Raw genomic sequence first — 16305 nt, 5'->3', positions numbered from 1 at the left:
TCTCCTTAATCCTGGAACGGCGCGGGGTTCAGCGCACCGCGCGGCAGCTGCATGGTCAGGCAATGGAGGCTGCCATGCTGACGAATGACGGCGCGGCAGTCGATCGGTATCACCTCGCGATCCGGGAAGGCACTGGCGATTACCTGCAGCGCCCGGAAATCGGCCGCGTCAGCGTAGGTGGGCACGAGCACGGCGCCGTTGATGATGAGAAAGTTGGCATAGGTCGCCGGCAGCCGACGTCCGTCGTCCGGATCGAAACACGCCCGGGGCCAGGGTAGTGGCAGCAGGCGATAGGGCGAACCATCCTCCCGCCGGAAAGCCTTGAGTTCGGCTTCCATCGCGCAGAGCGCCTCGTAATGCGGGTCCTGAGGGTCGTCGCAACGAACGTAGGCGATCGTCGCCGGATCGCAAAACCGCGCCAGCGTGTCGATGTGGCTATCGGTATCGTCGCCCTCCAGATGGCCGTGCTCGAGCCACAGCACACGGGATATACCCAGTCGTTGTGCGAGGTGGTCTTCGATGGCCTCGCGGTCCAGGCTCGGGTTGCGATTGGGATTGAGCAGGCAGGCGCTGGTGGTGAGCAGCGTACCTTCGCCATCGGTGTCGATGGCGCCCCCTTCGAGTATCAAGTCCTGAGAGACTACCGGCGCGGCGAAGACCTGCTGCGCAGCCAGTGCCCGGGTCAGGGCATCGTCGCGCGCGGCGGCGAACTTGCCGCCCCAGCCGGTGAAGACGTAGTCGAGCAGTTCGATCGAGCCGTTGCGCTCGATGGCGATCGGGCCATGATCTCGTGCCCAGGTATCATCGCTGGCCACCACCATCAGATGGCGTCGCTCGGCCTCAGCACCGAGCGCCTGGAAACGCGCGCTCAAACGTTCGCGCTGCGCTTCATCGTGCACGCCGATCAGCACCGGCTGATAGCGGGTGATCGCCACGACCATCGCTTCAAGCGTCGCCTCGATCTGCTCGAGCAGCGGCGCCCAGTCACTGGTCGGGGTCGGCCAGGTCAGTTGAATGGCATCTTGCGAGTGCCATTCGGGGAACAGACGCAGGGTCATGGTGTCTCCATTGCGCATTAGGGCCGGTGTGCGCCAGGGCCGATGGCGAGGACGCGGCATTGTAGGGCCTGGTTACGGCAATGCAAGCCAGCGTTCGGTGCCGTCCGACAGCGGTTTCGAGGCCCGCCCGTCGCCGATTTCCGTTGGTCGCCAGTGTAGCGTGGCTCTGCCGGCTGGCAAGCAGCGAGTGACCCGGCAAACTAGCGTTTTCGGGAATCGCCAAAAACCCGTAACATGAGCCGCTGCTGACAAGGAACCAAACCTGATGCTCGACCGTTTACCCTTTCTGGTGGGCCTGCGATACGTCCGGGCCAAACGACGTAATCACTTCATATCCTTCATTTCACTGACCTCGATGCTGGGTCTGGCCCTGGGCGTGGCCGTACTGATACTGGTGCTATCGGTCATGAACGGCTTCGACCACGAGCTGCGGACTCGCGTGCTGGGGATGGTGCCGCATACCCGTATCGAACAGCAGGGCGGCATGCAGGACTGGAAAGCGCTGGCCGAGAAGGTCGATCAGCACAAGGACGTGATCGCCTCGGCACCCTACGTGCAGCAGCAGGGCATGTTCTCGGCGAGCGGGCGCACCCAGGGGGCGATGGTCACCGGGGTACAGCCGGACTACGAGCGCCACGTCTCGATCATCGACCAGCACATGCAGGCCGGTTCGCTCGACGACCTCTCTCCGGGAAGCTGGCACGTGGTGCTGGGCTCGCTGCTGGCGCGCAATCTCGGCGTCGGCGTCGGTGATCGCGTGACGCTGCTGGTGCCGGAAGCCTCCATCACGCCGGGCGGCGTCTTCCCACGGCTGAAGCGCTTCACCGTCAGTGGCATCTTCAAGGTCGGGGCCGATCTGGATGCCAACCTGGCCTATGCCAACATCGAGGACATGCAGACGCTCGCCCGTCTCGGCGACAAGGTCGACGGACTGCGTCTGGAGCTCGACGATCTGTTCAAGGCGGGGCCGGTGACCCGGGATATCGTCTCGAATCTGGGGTCGGGCTACCGGGGAATGGACTGGACCTATACCCACGGCAATCTGTTTCAGGCGATCCAGATGGAAAAGCACATGATCGGCCTGTTGCTGATGGTGATCGTGGCGGTGGCGGCGTTCAATATCGTCTCGACGCTGGTGATGGTGGTCACCGACAAGCATGCGGATATCGCCATCCTGCGCACGATCGGCGCCAAGCCGAAATCGATCATGGGCATCTTCGTGGTTCAGGGGCTGGCGATCGGCATCATCGGAATCGTGATCGGCGTCGTTGCCGGGGTGATTCTGGCGCTGACGGTATCCGATATCATTGCCTGGGTGCAGGCGGTCACCGGGATTCAGTTTCTCGATCCCAACGTCTATTTCATCAGCTATCTGCCGTCGCGGCTCGAGATGAGCGATCTGGGTGTCATCATCTCCAGTGCGTTCGGGCTGACCTTCCTGTCGACGCTCTATCCGGCCTGGCGAGCGGCGCGTATTCAGCCGGCCGAGGTGCTGCGTTATGAGTGAACTCAAATTCCGGTCATCGTCCGCCAGCGGAGACAACGTCATGCTCGACTGCCGTCAGCTCACGCGAACCTACAGCGAAGGGCCGCAGGATCTCACGGTGCTGGACCATCTGGATATGCAGGTGCGGGCGGGAGAGCGGGTGGCCGTCGTCGGCAGCTCGGGTTCCGGCAAGACCACGCTGCTCAATCTGCTGGGCGGCCTCGACCGTCCCAGCGGCGGCGAGGTCATCATCGGCGGGCAGTCGTTGGCCGGGCTGGGTGAGGCGGCGCTGGGCAGTTTCCGCAACCGCTATATCGGTTTCGTCTACCAGTTCCACCATCTGCTGGCGGAGTTCACCGCGGCGGAAAACGTCGCTCTGCCGCTGATCATTCGCGGCCAGAGCCGCAAGGTCGCCGTCGACAAGGCCCAGCAGCTGCTGGATCGCGTCGGCATGGCACCGCGGGGCGCGCACAAGCCGGGTGAACTGTCTGGCGGCGAGCGCCAGCGCGTCGCCATCGCCAGAGCGCTGGTCACCGATCCGAGCCTGGTGCTGATGGATGAGCCGACGGGCAACCTCGACCAGACCACCGCAGGCAACATTCTGGCGATGATGGACGAACTGGCAGCGACCACCGACTGCGCCTTCGTGGTAGTCACCCATGACATGTCGTTAGCGGCCCATCAGGATCGCATGATGCGTCTCGACAAGGGTCAGTTGACCGCTGTCGACGCGGTGTGACCTAACGCCGATAATTTCTGCAGCCGCTAAAGCTGACGCCGCCCTGGACGATCAACAGTCCAGGGCGGCATTTTTTTGCGTTCCCGCCATGCGTCGAAATGGCGCTCGACAGGCAGAAGGCAGAGGAGCCGTGGCTCGGGGGAAGGTCGAACTCGATGAAATCACGGTTTCTGGCGGCGCTGGCGTCGTTTCGCCCGGCGACGCCAGCTGCGGGAGATCTGTAAGCGCCAGATCAGCCGTACCAGCACGTTGCTGGCGATGGCCAGCACCAGGCCGACGACGACCGAGCCGACGGCCAGCGGCAGAATGATGTTGGCCATCTGTTCGGCAATCCACATCGTGGTGATGTGGTCCGGTACCTGGCGCGCCGGGTAATTCAGGATCCAGGCCCCGACCCGGTAGTTGAAGTAGAACACCACCGGCATCGTCAGCGGGTTGGTCAACCAGACCAGACTGACGGACAGCGGAAGATTGCCGCGAAAGCAGTAGGCACCGAAAGCGGCCAGCAGCATCTGACAGGGGATCGGCAGCATGGCCGCGAACAGACCGACCATGCAGGCGTTGGCAACGCTGCGACGCGAGAGTATCCACATCGCCGGATCGTCCAGCATGGGTTGCATGAAACGCAGAGAGCGAGTGCGCTGCAGCCTCTCCTGGCTGGGAATGTAGCGTTGTAACCATCGACGAGACATGAGGCCGCTCGCTGAACGAAGAAGGCCCATTATCCATACAACTCCAAGGCCCCGCCATGTTAAGTCCGTCGTTAGATCGCCATCCCGAGACTTCGCTCGTTGGCGGCCGCTAATGTTCGGCGCTTGATCGAAGCGCTACCGGGACGCCTGGGCTGGGGGATGCCGCTGGCCATGGCGGCGATAGGCGGGTCTTTCCTGGGCTCACGTCTCGGTTCTCCCGTCGGCTATCCTGGCGGTGATGCCAGCACTTTAGGGTGGAGCGTGTACGGCGGCGCCGTCCTGCTGTTGGCAATCTCGGCATGGCGACGTTCGCTATGGGCGGGCGCCGTGATGCTGGCACTGCTGGCCTGTGCTCATGGCGTTGGCCAGCAGCGTGAGGGAGTGTTGCCATCGGCACTTGCCGGGCACGAATTCACGCTGTCCGGTCGAATTCAGACGCTGGACGTCGATGCGCGGCGGGCCCGCTTTCGATTCCAGATCGATGACTGTCGCCCCCGAAGGGCCGGTGACAGCTGTCCCGATAGTCGCAGGGTCAGGCTCTCGTGGTACGGCGCCCCCGAACTCGAGCGGGGAGAGCGTTGGGAGCTCACCGCGCGGCTACGCCAGCCGATAGGATTCGCCAATCCCGAGACGTTCGATTATGGGGCCTGGCTCTGGCGCGAGGGCATCCAGGCCCTCGGCTATGTTCGCGACGGTGCGCCGCGACGACTCTCCGAGGCGCCATTTTCCCTTCGTCAGTCGGCGCTCGCGCGGCTGGACGCGGTGGACATCTCGCCGCTTGGCAAACGCTGGCTGAGCGCCTTGACCCTGGGCGCCGGTGACCGTCTTGACGATGATGACTGGCAACTGCTGAATGCCACCGGGACGACGCATCTGATGGTCATCTCCGGCCTGCATATCGGACTGATTGCCGCGCTGTTTCTGTGGCTTCTGAGGCGGCTATCGCGCTGGCTCCAACCCCTGGCCTGGCGGATGACGATCTGGCCCTGGCTGGGCGCCGGCGCGGCCGCTTTTGCCTATGCGGGGCTTGCCGGCTTCGAGCCGCCCGCCGTACGCGCCTCGATCATGGTCGCGGTGGGATTGTGGGCGGCGAGCGGGCGTCATGCGCCGGGGTGGTGGCAAGCCTGGTGGCTGGCCTTGGCACTGGTGGTGATCTGTGACCCTCTGGCGCCGTGGCGACCTGGACTGTGGCTCTCGTTCGCCGCGGTGGCGGTGCTGATCCTGGCCTGGTCGGGGCGCCCAAGGCCTATCGGGTGGCGAGGTGGCTGCATCGCGCTGCTTCGCAGTCAGTGGCTGCTGGCACCGATCATGGCTGCTGCGGTCCTGCTTGCTTTCGGACGCCTGTCGCCGTTGGCGCCGGTGATCAACCTGTTTGCCGTTCCGCTGGTCGGTAGCGTCATGGTACCGCTCGGCTTTCTGGGATGGCTGTTCGCGCCCTGGCCGACCCTGGCCAGCTGGGCCTGGTGGCCTTTCGATCACCTTGCCAACACCCTGGCGTTCCTGCTGGCCGGCGCGTCCGATCTCCTGCCGCTATGGACGCCCGACTCCTGGTGGCGATGGCCGGTCTCTCTCGCCCTGCTGCTGTGGGGCATGATCTGGCTACTGCCGGGCGTGGAGCGTACGACGCGGCTATGGGGTTGCCTGCTGCTGGCGCTGCTCGTATCGCTGCTTCACCGCCCTGAACTGGATGAGGGTCAGTTGATCGTCACCGTCTACGACGTCGGTCAGGGCCAGCTGGTCCAGCTCGAGACCCGGGATCGCCGAGTACTGATGGATACCGGTCCTCGTTTTGCGTCGGGCTTCATGCCGGCAGCGCTGCTTTGGTCGCCGGGGCAACGATTCGACGACGTGATCGTCACCCACAGCGATACCGATCACGCGGGCGGTATCGCCGCGCTACGCCAGGACCATCGCGTCGAGCACTGGTGGGCGCCTCGGGGAAACGAGCTGGCGCTACCGTCGCGTCCGTGCGAGGCGGGCGACGAGTGGCATGATGGCAGCGTCACCTGGCGGTTTCTGTCGCCACCAGCGGGTGACGTCGCGGCGAATCGCAACGATCGATCCTGCGTGTTGCTGGTGACCTCGGGCGAGCGGCGGGTACTGATTACCGGCGATGCCAGCGCGGATCGCGAACGCGCGTTCGCGGGGGCGTTGACGCAGGGGCCGCTGGGCGCGCGACCCGTCGACGTGCTGGTGGCAGGCCATCACGGCAGCGCAACGAGTTCATCCCGGGCGTTGATCGCCGCCGCCCATCCTGACGACGTGATCTTCAGCAGCGGGCGCGGTAATCCGTTCGGCCATCCGGCGCCAGCGGTCGTGCAGCGCTTCATCGATGCCGGCAGTCGAGTCTGGAATACCGCCTACGACGGCGCCGTGCGGATCACGCTGTCGTCCTCCGGCGTCGTGGTTCATGCCCAGCGGCATCCGGGATGGTCGCGGCGGTCGGCTGTCGACCGCGAGCATGTTGGGGTAGAATCCAGCCCCTGAATGCGCCCGAGCCGCGTGGCGGAACCGCATGGCCGCGAGCGTCCGTCCGGCCTTGCGCTGTCTGGCTGTCGCTACGCCCGCGTCGGGTCTCGGTCTTTCCCAGTCGAACGGAGTCAACGTGTCACAAGCTTCCAGTTGGGAACTCTATCGACGTCTTCTCGAATACGTCCGCGTCGAGTGGCGCTCATTCGCCCTGGCGGTGGTCGGCTACGCGATCTATGCGGCCTCTAGCACCGCATTGGCAGAGATGATGAAGCGGCTGATCGACGGCATACAGAATCCCGACGCCTCGTTTCGCCTTTTTTTGCCGCTGTTCGTGATCGTGATGTTCGCTGCCCGCGGTGTGGGTACCTTTCTTGGCACTTACTTCATGAGCAACGTGTCTCGAAACGTCGTGCACCGGCTGCGCTGCAACGTCTTCAATCACATGTTGCATATGCCGGGACGATTCTTCGACATGCACTCCAGCGGACACCTGATTTCGCGAGTGACCTATCACGTCGAGCAGGTCACCGGAGCGGCCACCAATGCGGTGACCACCATCCTGCGAGAAGGCCTGTTCGTGATCGGCCTGATTGGCTATCTGTTCTGGACCAACTGGCTGCTGACACTAATCTTCATGGGCGTCACGCCGCTGATCGGACTGGTAGTGCGCTACACCAGCAAGCGCTTCCGCAAGATTTCCGGACGCATTCAGAACTCGATGGGCGAGGTGACGCATGTCGCGTCCGAGGCCCTGAGCGGCTACCGAGTGGTGCGCACTCACGGTGCGGAAGAGTACGAGAAGAAACGCTTCGAGGCGGCGAGCAACTACAACCGCGAGCAGAGCATCAAGGAGGCGATGACCAAGGCGACCAGTACGCCGATCATCCAGCTGCTGGTGGCACTGGCACTCGCCGGGCTCGTGTGGCTGGCGATGGCGCCGGAGCTGATGAACGCGATGACGCCAGGCGAATTCGTGGCATTCATCACCGCAGCATCGCTGATGGCCAAGCCAATCCGGTCGCTAACCGACGTCAACAGCATCATCCAGAAAGGGCTGTCGGCATCCCAGGAGCTGTTCGGTCTGCTGAGCCAGCCGACGGAGCGCGACGAAGGGACGCGCCTGCCTCAGCGGCTGGCAGGGGGCGTGCGCTTTGAAGATGTGCGGTTTGCCTACGGCGACGACCAGCCCGAGGTGCTCAAGGGTATCGATCTCGAGGTCCCGGCCGGGCAGATGGTGGCCATCGTGGGGCGTTCGGGAAGCGGGAAGTCGACGCTGATGGGGCTTTTGCCGCGATTCTATCGGCCTACCGCGGGCCGCATTCTGGTCGATGATATCGATATTCAGGAGTATCAGCTGTCACCGTTGCGCCAGCAGATCGCGCTGGTCTCTCAGCAAGTCACGCTGTTCAACACCACCATCGCCGACAACATCGCCTACGGCGTGCCCGAGGCCGGCCGGGAACAGGTCGAGTCCGCGGCGCGAGCGGCCTACGCCCATGAGTTCATCGAGCAGCTGCCGAACGGCTACGACACTGTTGTCGGCGATAACGGTGTCATGCTCTCCGGCGGCCAGCGCCAGCGCCTGGCAATTGCTCGCGCCATCTTCAAGGATGCACCGGTGCTGATTCTGGACGAGGCGACCTCGGCGCTGGATACCGAATCCGAGCGTTACATTCAACGCGCGCTGGAGGTCGTGTGCCGCGGTCGTACCACGTTCGTCATCGCTCACCGGCTGTCGACCATCGAGCGCGCCGATCGCATCGTGGTCATGGAGCAGGGTAATCTGATCGAGAACGGCACGCACGCCGAGCTGCTGGCCAAGGGCGGCGCTTATGCCTCGCTCTATCAGCTGCAGTTCCAGGAGCAGGCGTGACGCCCATCGAGCGCGCCTGGTATCGGGGGGCGCGCTGGCTGAGTCTGCTCGGCCCGCTCGAGGCCCTTTACCGCCGTATGGTAACGCGACGACGCGAGGCCTACCGCTCCGGCCGCCGTGAGGTATGGCAGCCGTCGGTACCGGTGGTCGTGGTGGGCAATCTATCGGTCGGCGGCACGGGCAAATCACCGTTGGTGGCCTGGTTGGTGCGCTGGCTCGAAGCGGACGGCTGGCGGCCGGGCATCGTGTCGCGAGGCTACGGTGGCAGGGCCGGCGCCTATCCGCTGTCGGTCTCGTCAGAGACGCCGGTCGTTCAGAGCGGTGACGAACCGCTGATGCTGGCTCAGCAGACCGGGGCACCCGTGGCCGTCGATCCCGATCGCCCACAAGCGGCGCGCTGGCTTCTCGAGCATGCTCGTTGCGATATCCTGATTGCCGACGATGGCCTGCAGCACTACGCGCTGGGAAGGGCGCTGGAGCTGGTGGTGATCGACGGGAAGCGAGGGTTCGGAAACCGTCACTGTCTTCCGCGGGGGCCGCTGCGCGAGCCGCTTGAGCGTCTGACGGAGGTCGACGCGCTGATCGGTAACGGCGGGTTCCAATCGCTGTCGGCTGCCGATGCAAAAGGCGTTCCGCGGTTCACGATGACGATTTCGCCCAAGGTCTGGCGTCACCTGAGCAGTGGTGCCCGCTACCCCGTCGACTCGGCGCCTTTTGCGCTGGATACCCCCGTCGCGGCGGTGGCCGGCATCGGTCACCCGCAACGCTTTTTTACCACTCTCGATGCTTTGGGAATCCCTCATACGGAGCATGCCTTCGGCGACCATCACAGTTTTTCGGCCACCGATCTGCCTGCTGCGCCGACGATCGTGGTCATGACGGCCAAGGATGCGGTGAAGTGTGCCGGTTTCGCGGATGACCGCTGCTGGGTGCTGGATGTCGAGGCGTCGCCGGAAGCCGCGTTCGTCGATTGGTGGCGTGCGCGGGTCGAGCAGTGGAGGCCGCGCTCGCAGTAGGGCGTCTCGCTCCGGCTTCGTTCTGCGCGGGTTTCGTTCTGCTCTAGAATAACAGCGGTGATGGCGCGATCATGGCGCCAGACTGTCGCGTCGGTTCATCGGACGCATCAATGGCATAAACAGGAATTGTCGAGGAGAAGTGGCCATGGATAAGGAATTGATAGCGATGCTGATCTGTCCGGTCAGTCACAGCGAGCTGACTTACGATCGCGAGCGCAAGGAGCTCAAGAGCTCGGTCAGCGGGCTGGCCTATCCGGTTCGAGACGGTATCCCTGTGATGCTGGAGAACGAAGCTCGGGTCATGCCCACCGAGGAAAAACTCGGCAAGGCAGCGCCGGCGCCATGAATGATTTCGTCGTCGTGATTCCGGCTCGGTACGGCTCCAGCCGGCTTCCGGGCAAGCCGCTGATGGAGATCGATGGCTTGCCGATGGTTCAGCATGTCTGGCTGCGGGCCAAGGAAAGTGGCGCGTCCCGGATCGTGATCGCCACCGACGACGTCCGGATCGAACGCGCCGCTCAGGCTTTTGGGGCTGAAGTGGTGATGACGCGTAGCGATCACCCCTCCGGCACCGATCGGCTGGCTGAAGTCGCCGAAGCGTTGCAGCTGGCGGCGGAGACCATCGTGGTCAATGTCCAGGGTGACGAGCCACTGCTGCCCGCCAGCGCGATCGACCGCGTGGCCGAGCGACTGGCTTCCGATGCGCAGGCCTCCATTTCGACGCTCGCTGAACCGATCCATGATGTCGATACGCTGTTCAATCCCAACGTGGTCAAGGTCGTTACCGACCTGACGGGGCGCGCGCTCTATTTCTCGCGGGCGCCGATCCCGTGGGATCGCAATGCCTGGAAAACGCAGCCGCCGACCCTGCTCGAGACCGATGCGTGGCTACGCCATATCGGCCTTTACGCCTATCGCGTCGGATTTCTGGCCGACTACGTCAGCTGGCTGCCGGCCCCGCTCGAGCAGCTCGAACAGCTCGAGCAGCTACGGGCGCTTCAGCACGGCCATCGCATTCAGGTGGCGACCGTCTCCTCGTCGCTGCCTGGCGGCGTCGACACGTTGGAGGACCTGGAACGCGTACGCCGACATTTTCTACAGCGGAGCGAGGCATGAATCAGTCGCGATTCGAATGGCGAATTCTGTTCGTGTGCATGGGCAACATCTGCCGCTCACCGACGGCGGAAGGCATGCTGAGAAAGCGTCTCGATGAGGCGGGGCTCGCGGATCGCGTTGAGGTCGACTCCTGTGGAACGGGCGACTGGCACGTCGGCGCTCCCCCGGACAGTCGCGCCATCCAGGCCGCCGCCGATCGAGGTGTCGATCTTGGCGGACTGCGCGGGCGCCAGCTGGCCCTCGAGGACTTCACCTATTTCGACGAGATTCTGGTGATGGATGCCGACAATCTCGAGCGGGTACTCGATCGGGAACCGGCCGGCAGTCGTGCGCAGGTGGCCCGCCTGCTTCACTATGCCGGCCAGCCGGGTCAGGATGTGCCGGATCCCTATTTCGGCGGCGAGGCGGGCTTCCAGCAAGTGCTGGATCAGCTGGAGCTCGGGGTGGAAGGGCTGCTGGTCTCGTTGCGGCAACGTCTGGGCATGACCTGATGTCGACAGGGCTGGACGTGGCTGGCGGGGTCGAGATCGATCGTGATCTCTCCCATGCCAATACGCTGGCGTTGCCCAGCCGGGCGGAGCGCTTCTGGCACGCCCGCTCCGAATCGGATGTCGTCGACGGGTTGAAACTGGCCAATGCAAGCGGCTGGCCGATCACGGTGCTGGGAGGCGGCAGCAACCTGCTGTTGCCGCCGACGGTCGGGGGACTCACGTTGCGGGCGGATATCGAGGGTGTGACGTTTCGCCAGGGGCGCGGCGACACGGTCCACGTGGAGGTCGGAGCCGGCGTCGGCTGGCATGCGCTGGTCGAGGCCTGCGTTGCGCGTGAACTGTGGGGAATCGAGAATCTGGCGCTGATCCCCGGTCTGGCCGGTGCCGCTCCGATCCAGAACATCGGTGCGTACGGCGTCGAACTGGCCGACGTGATCGACTGGGTCGAGCTGGTGGATCGGCGTGATGCCCGTGTGCAGCGGCTGGATCGAGACGCCTGCGCTCTGGGTTACCGCGACAGCGTATTCAAACGGGAATTGGCCGATCAGGTCGTCATCACGCGGCTGGGACTGACGCTGTCGACGCGCCCGCGTCCGCAGCTCGATTACGGAATCCTGCGGGAGCGCGTGTCGGCTTCGCCGAGTGCGCGGGAGGTGTTCGAGGCGGTCTGCGCCATCCGCCGGGAGAAACTTCCCGATCCGATTTGGACTCCCAACGCGGGCAGCTTCTTCAAGAATCCGCTGGTCACCGCGGCGGTCGCTGCGCGGTTAATGCAGCAGTCGCCGTCCATGCCGCACTATCCGCAGCCCGGTGGGCAGGTCAAACTGGCCGCCGGCTGGCTGATCGATCAGTGCGGGCTGAAAGGGCACCGTGAGGGGGCCTTCGGCGTACATGATCGTCAGGCTCTGGTGCTGGTTCACTTCGGAGGCGGGACGCTGGAAGGGTTGCTGGCATTCGCTGACACGCTGGTCGCTGCCGTCCAGGCGCGTTTCGGCGTGGTGCTCGAGCGCGAACCTCGTTGTGTCGAGGCACCTGGCATCGACACTTCAAAGAGCGATGCGTCGGATGGATAGCGGCTGATTCGATTCCAGACCACGAATAGTCAGCCGACAGTGGCGAACCGTTGGTCAAACTTAACGGTGGATCGAACCGTCAAGGGCAAACCGCCTAGGGCAGTGGATCGAATCGGCGCTAGTAACCCGAAACGGCAACCAGAGCCGTTAACCAAGAGCCAGCAGCCAAATCAGTAGACAAGAAAAAGCCCAGACAACTGTCTGGGCTTTTTCGTTTGCGGGGCGTCGCGTCGGCCGATCAGCTGTCGCTCTGACCGCCTTCACGACGACGCTTTTCACGCGGGTCGTTGTGAGCCCGACGCCGTGGCCGGCTCGGCTCACCATCGCTTTCGGCAGTGGTGGTCGTGGCCTGGCTCGTTGACTCCGTCGTTGACTCGGCCGTCGAATCGACCTTCTGCGCTTCCGACGTCGGCACTGCCGATGTCTTGTCGCTGGACTCGACGCTGGCGAGTTCCGGCGAATGCTCACTGACGTCGCTTGGGCGAGTCTGCTCGGCCGTCGCGTGCTCCGTCTTCGGTGCGACCTCGGTCTGCGGGGCAGGCGTCGCTTCCGGCGTTACGCTCTCCGCCATCGGCTCGATCTTGGCATCCTGCGTGGCAGACGGCTTGTCGGTCGTCGGCGAAAAGGCGATACCGGCGGCGGGCGACGATGCCTGGTCAGCGGCCAACGTTTCGTCGCTGGAGACTTCAGCTGGTGACGCCTTCACCGATGACGAAGCGGCGGCGGGCGTGGCGCTCGGCGTCGCCTCATCGCTGACCGGCGTCTCGTTGATCGAGGACTCGCTGACTGGCGCTTCGGCGGGACGCTCGGCAGACGCGGCGGTCGCTTCGACGACCTGGCTTTCCTCGACCGATGGTTCGGCCGGTTTCGGCGTCGATTGAGCCACGTCCGCGGCAGCAGGCGCCGCGCTGTCCACGTCGGTCTGACGGTCGCTTCTATCGTCCTGAGACGGAGTAGACGGTACATCAGGCTTTTTGACGCTATCGTCGGTCGCCGTTGCAGGCGTTGAAGTCGGCTTGTCCTGCGCCGCCTTCTTTGGCGCCGTCTCGGCCTTGTCCACCTTCGCTTTGCTCGCTTTTGCCTCGGCGGCTTTGACTTCAGAGCCGCTGGTCTCGGAGGCCCCGGCTTCCGTCGGCTTCGCTTCAGACCGCTTGGTTTCGGACTGCTTGGCTTCGGACGGCTTGGTTTCAGACGGCTTGGCTGCGGTCGCTGGCGTATCAACCGATCCGGTCTCGGAGGGCTTGGTGCTTTCGCCAGTCTGAGGGGCGGTCATTACGCTATCGGCATCAGCATCGATAGCCGGTGTCGCTGCGTCCGTTTCCTGGGCTGTCGCCGTCTGCAGCCGCTGCTGCTCTTCGGCTGCCTTCGGGTTCAGGGCGTGCTTGCGTGAGCGGTTGCGTGGATTGTTGCGCGTGCGCTTCGGCTTGCTGTCGACGTTCTCTTTCGAAGCACTCTCGTTCGAAGCGCTTTGGGCCGCGACGGTCTCTTTGGCTACGGACGGCGTGTCGGCAGCGTCGGAACGTGACGGCTTGTTATTGCCGGGCTGGCTACCGCTGTCAGATTTGGTCGGTTCCTGACTGGCGTCATTCCCGGCCTTGTCCGCCTTGCCGTTACGATTGTCCTGACGCGGCTGACGGTTCTGGCTCTGACGATTGTCGCCACGCGAATCACTGCCGTTCTGACGATCATCCTGGCCTCGACGGCGACGATTATTGCCCTGACGGTTGCCGTTATCGCCTCGCGAATTGTTATCGCCGCGAGAACCGCTGTCGCCGCGAGAACTGCTGTCGCTGCCGTTACGCGGGCCGCCGTCATTACGCGCATTGCTGTCCGCGGAACGCGCGTTGCCATCGTTACGCTTGGCGCCGGCGTCGCTACGCTGACTGTTGCGCTGAGACGAGGAGCGTGACGAACGCGAGTTGCCGGAACCGTTGCCCCCGCCATTGCCGTTGCGGGATTCACCTGCCGACGAATTGCCGTTGCCACTGTCTTGACCACGTTGGCTGGGCGTCGTGCTCGGCTGCGGCACTTCTTCATCGGCCCGCCGGCGTCCGAACAGCCCTCGGAAGAGCTGCATCAGTCCGCCGTTGGCATGGGACTGCTGAGCTGCGGCGGGTGTCGCCGGCTTGGCGCTGGACGAATTGGCCTGGCCGGGCTGACGCGTCTGACCGGAACCAGTGCTGGAGCTGGGTTCTGCCGCGGGCGCCGGCGCGGGTTTTTCAGGTTCCTGATGCAGCGAGTCCGGCGCGGGGGCCGTGTGCTGAACGGTCTGTACGGCGGCCTGGGTGCGCTGGATCGGTTTGGCGAGCGTCGTCTCCGGTTCCTTGAGCAACTCGCTGTCGACGGAGATCTCGAAACTCGACTTGATTTCGTCGCCATCTTCGGAGACATGGTCGTCGCGGAAGCGCAGCACCTCGTAGTGCGGCGTATCCATTTCGGGGTTCGGCAGCAGCAGCACCTTGACACCCTGGCGACGCTCGACGTCGGAGAGCACGTTGCGCTTTTCATTGAGCAGATAGGTCGCCACCGGTACCGGCAGAATGGCGCGAATCTGGGCGCTGCGTTCCTTCATCGCCTCTTCTTCGATCAGGCGCAGGATCGACAGAGCGATCGAGCGCACGTCGCGAATGGTGCCCTGGCCGTCACAGCGCGGGCAGACGACACCGCTGGTTTCGCCGAGAGAAGGGCGCAGACGCTGGCGCGACATTTCCATCAGACCGAAACGGGAGATTCGACCGATCTGGACGCGAGCGCGATCGAGCTTGAGCGCATCGCGCACCCGATTCTCGACATCGCGCTGATTGCGCGCCGGTGACATGTCGATGAAGTCGATGACCACCAGCCCGCCGATGTCGCGCAGACGCAGCTGGCGGGCGATCTCGTCGGCCGCTTCCAGATTGGTCTGCAGCGCGGTCTCTTCGATATCGGCGCCGCGGGTGGCACGTGCCGAGTTGATGTCGATCGAAACCAGAGCTTCGGTGTGGTCGATGACCACCGAGCCGCCGGAGGGCAGCTTGACCTCACGCTGGTACGCCGTCTCGATCTGGGACTCGATCTGAAAACGCGAGAACAGCGGTACATCGTCAGTGTAGAGCTTGATCTTCTGCTGGTAGGAAGGCATCACCTGGCGGATGAAGCTCAGGGCCTCCTCGTGCACGTCCTTGCTGTCGATCAGGACTTCGCCGATGTCCTGACGCAGGTAATCGCGCATGGCGCGAATGATGACGTTGGACTCACGATAGATCAAAAACGGGGCAGGGCGCTTGACCGCTTCGGTGGTGATCGCTTCCCACACCTGCACGAGGTAGTCGAGATCCCACTGCAGTTCTTCCGGCGAGCGGCCGATACCCGCGGTGCGCACGATCACGCCCATCTTGTCGGGCAGGGTCAATTGACCCATGGCTTCCTTGAGCTGGCTGCGCTCTTCACCTTCGATGCGGCGAGAGATACCGCCCGCACGAGGGTTGTTGGGCATCAGTACCAGAAAGCGCCCGGCCAGGCTGACGAAGGTGGTCAGCGCCGCGCCCTTGTTGCCGCGCTCTTCTTTGTCCACCTGGACGATGACTTCCTGGCCTTCCTTCAGGACTTCCTTGATGTTCGGTCGACCTGACGGATCCTTGGAGAAGTATTCGCGGGAGATTTCCTTGAGCGGCAGAAAACCGTGACGCTCGGCACCGAAGTCGACGAAAGCGGCTTCGAGGCTGGGTTCGACCCGGGTGATCTTGCCCCGGTAGATGTTGGCCTTTTTCTGTTCCCGAGCACCGGATTCGATGTCCAGATCGTAAAGGCGTTGTCCTTCGACGAGTGCGACACGCAGCTCTTCCGGCTGTGTCGCATTGATGAGCATTCTTTTCATACGGTCTCGCTAATTGAGCGTGCCGGTGGAAGGCGTGCTGCAATTGGCGACGACGAACCGCTAGCGGTCGTGCTGTGCTCGCGCACATGGATGAAGCGACCCGGCAGGATAGACCAGCGTGGCGTGTACCGTAACGAACTCAGCGTGAAACACGTGCGAGAACCGCGTCCGGGACTCGAGGGAAATCTGCGAAAATCGCGTATCGCAGGGCCTGAAACGGCCATCGATACGCGTTCCGGTCGACGCTCGTCGGGCCCAGTGGCGTGCCTGTTCGTTACTATCTACATCGTTGCTTTCAAGACCTGCTTTTTTACGGGTGCTACACGAACATGGGTTGAGTACGAAACGGTGGCAGGACATGTCACGGTGCGCTTTCGTCGACGCATCCGGTCCTGCAGACTGCCGTCTATATCACTTGGCATTGTTCGGTTCG

General features: G+C 63.9%; 12 protein-coding genes. 9 read left to right on the top strand and 3 right to left on the bottom strand.

The annotated features are described in order from the left end of the window. Positions 1-5: 5 nt before the first annotated feature. Positions 6-1058, bottom strand: a complete 1053-nt coding sequence (locus tag DOM58_RS04585; protein WP_110691917.1) for an agmatine deiminase family protein — start codon at positions 1056-1058, stop codon at positions 6-8. Between the two features lie 265 nt (positions 1059-1323). Between DOM58_RS04585 and DOM58_RS04580 the strand changes: the two genes are divergently transcribed. Then, complete coding sequence (locus DOM58_RS04580) at positions 1324-2565, top strand: lipoprotein-releasing ABC transporter permease subunit (RefSeq protein ID WP_110691916.1); 1242 nt, start codon at positions 1324-1326, stop codon at positions 2563-2565. Next, complete coding sequence (locus tag DOM58_RS04575; RefSeq protein ID WP_110691915.1) at positions 2558-3283, top strand: ABC transporter ATP-binding protein; 726 nt, start codon at positions 2558-2560, stop codon at positions 3281-3283. The genes DOM58_RS04580 and DOM58_RS04575 overlap by 8 nt, the downstream gene beginning before the upstream one ends. Before the next feature lie 161 nt (positions 3284-3444). On the opposite strand, the gene DOM58_RS04570 is transcribed toward DOM58_RS04575, so the two are convergent. Continuing rightward, positions 3445-3975 carry a DUF2062 domain-containing protein gene (locus DOM58_RS04570; protein WP_075561275.1) on the bottom strand — a complete coding sequence of 177 codons (531 nt, stop codon included), beginning with the start codon at positions 3973-3975 and terminating at the stop codon, positions 3445-3447. Positions 3976-4074: 99 nt separating this feature from the next. Here DOM58_RS04570 and DOM58_RS04565 point away from each other — a divergent pair, with 99 nt between their 5' ends. The 7 genes from DOM58_RS04565 (at position 4075) to murB (ending at position 12016) form a co-directional block, all read left to right on the top strand. Then, the gene (locus DOM58_RS04565; protein ID WP_245392150.1) at positions 4075-6462 is read left to right on the top strand and encodes a DNA internalization-related competence protein ComEC/Rec2; all 2388 of its coding nucleotides are present in this window, start codon (positions 4075-4077) and stop codon (positions 6460-6462) included. A 118-nt stretch (positions 6463-6580) separates the two neighbouring features. Further along, the gene (gene msbA / locus DOM58_RS04560) at positions 6581-8320 is read left to right on the top strand and encodes a lipid A export permease/ATP-binding protein MsbA (protein ID WP_075561277.1); all 1740 of its coding nucleotides are present in this window, start codon (positions 6581-6583) and stop codon (positions 8318-8320) included. Then, positions 8317-9336: a tetraacyldisaccharide 4'-kinase gene (gene lpxK / locus DOM58_RS04555; RefSeq protein WP_110691913.1), complete on the top strand. Its 1020-nt coding sequence runs from the start codon at positions 8317-8319 to the stop codon at positions 9334-9336. The genes msbA and lpxK overlap by 4 nt, the downstream gene beginning before the upstream one ends. A gap of 145 nt (positions 9337-9481) precedes the next feature. Further along, positions 9482-9682, top strand: coding sequence for a Trm112 family protein (locus tag DOM58_RS04550; RefSeq protein WP_075561279.1), 201 nt, complete (start codon positions 9482-9484; stop codon positions 9680-9682). Beyond that, positions 9679-10452: a 3-deoxy-manno-octulosonate cytidylyltransferase gene (gene kdsB / locus DOM58_RS04545; protein ID WP_110691912.1), complete on the top strand. Its 774-nt coding sequence runs from the start codon at positions 9679-9681 to the stop codon at positions 10450-10452. Before DOM58_RS04550 ends, kdsB begins: the two co-directional genes overlap by 4 nt. Then, positions 10449-10943 (top strand): low molecular weight protein-tyrosine-phosphatase, encoded by a 495-nt coding sequence (locus DOM58_RS04540; RefSeq protein WP_110691911.1) that lies wholly within the window; start codon positions 10449-10451, stop codon positions 10941-10943. Before kdsB ends, DOM58_RS04540 begins: the two co-directional genes overlap by 4 nt. Further along, complete coding sequence (gene murB / locus DOM58_RS04535; protein ID WP_110691910.1) at positions 10943-12016, top strand: UDP-N-acetylmuramate dehydrogenase; 1074 nt, start codon at positions 10943-10945, stop codon at positions 12014-12016. The genes DOM58_RS04540 and murB overlap by 1 nt, the downstream gene beginning before the upstream one ends. 238 nt (positions 12017-12254) lie before the next feature. Here murB and rne read toward each other — a convergent pair whose 3' ends face one another. Next, the gene (gene rne / locus DOM58_RS04530) at positions 12255-15872 is read right to left on the bottom strand and encodes a ribonuclease E (RefSeq protein WP_188113770.1); all 3618 of its coding nucleotides are present in this window, start codon (positions 15870-15872) and stop codon (positions 12255-12257) included. Positions 15873-16305: the final 433 nt, after the last annotated feature.

The organism is Salinicola halophyticus (assembly GCF_003206695.1).
GTDB classification, from domain to species: Bacteria; Pseudomonadota; Gammaproteobacteria; order Pseudomonadales; family Halomonadaceae; genus Salinicola; species Salinicola halophyticus.
This window is presented reverse-complemented; position numbering and strand designations above follow the sequence as displayed.

Coding starts and splice junctions, on each gene's coding strand:
- DOM58_RS04570 (WP_075561275.1), bottom strand. CDS start 3,975: ATGTCTCGTCGATGGTTACAACGCTACATTCCCAGCCAGGAGAGGCTG.
- DOM58_RS04540 (WP_110691911.1), top strand. CDS start 10,449: ATGAATCAGTCGCGATTCGAATGGCGAATTCTGTTCGTGTGCATGGGC.
- DOM58_RS04580 (WP_110691916.1), top strand. CDS start 1,324: ATGCTCGACCGTTTACCCTTTCTGGTGGGCCTGCGATACGTCCGGGCC.
- kdsB (WP_110691912.1), top strand. CDS start 9,679: ATGAATGATTTCGTCGTCGTGATTCCGGCTCGGTACGGCTCCAGCCGG.
- rne (WP_188113770.1), bottom strand. CDS start 15,872: ATGAAAAGAATGCTCATCAATGCGACACAGCCGGAAGAGCTGCGTGTC.
- DOM58_RS04550 (WP_075561279.1), top strand. CDS start 9,482: ATGGATAAGGAATTGATAGCGATGCTGATCTGTCCGGTCAGTCACAGC.
- murB (WP_110691910.1), top strand. CDS start 10,943: ATGTCGACAGGGCTGGACGTGGCTGGCGGGGTCGAGATCGATCGTGAT.
- DOM58_RS04585 (WP_110691917.1), bottom strand. CDS start 1,058: ATGACCCTGCGTCTGTTCCCCGAATGGCACTCGCAAGATGCCATTCAA.
- DOM58_RS04575 (WP_110691915.1), top strand. CDS start 2,558: ATGAGTGAACTCAAATTCCGGTCATCGTCCGCCAGCGGAGACAACGTC.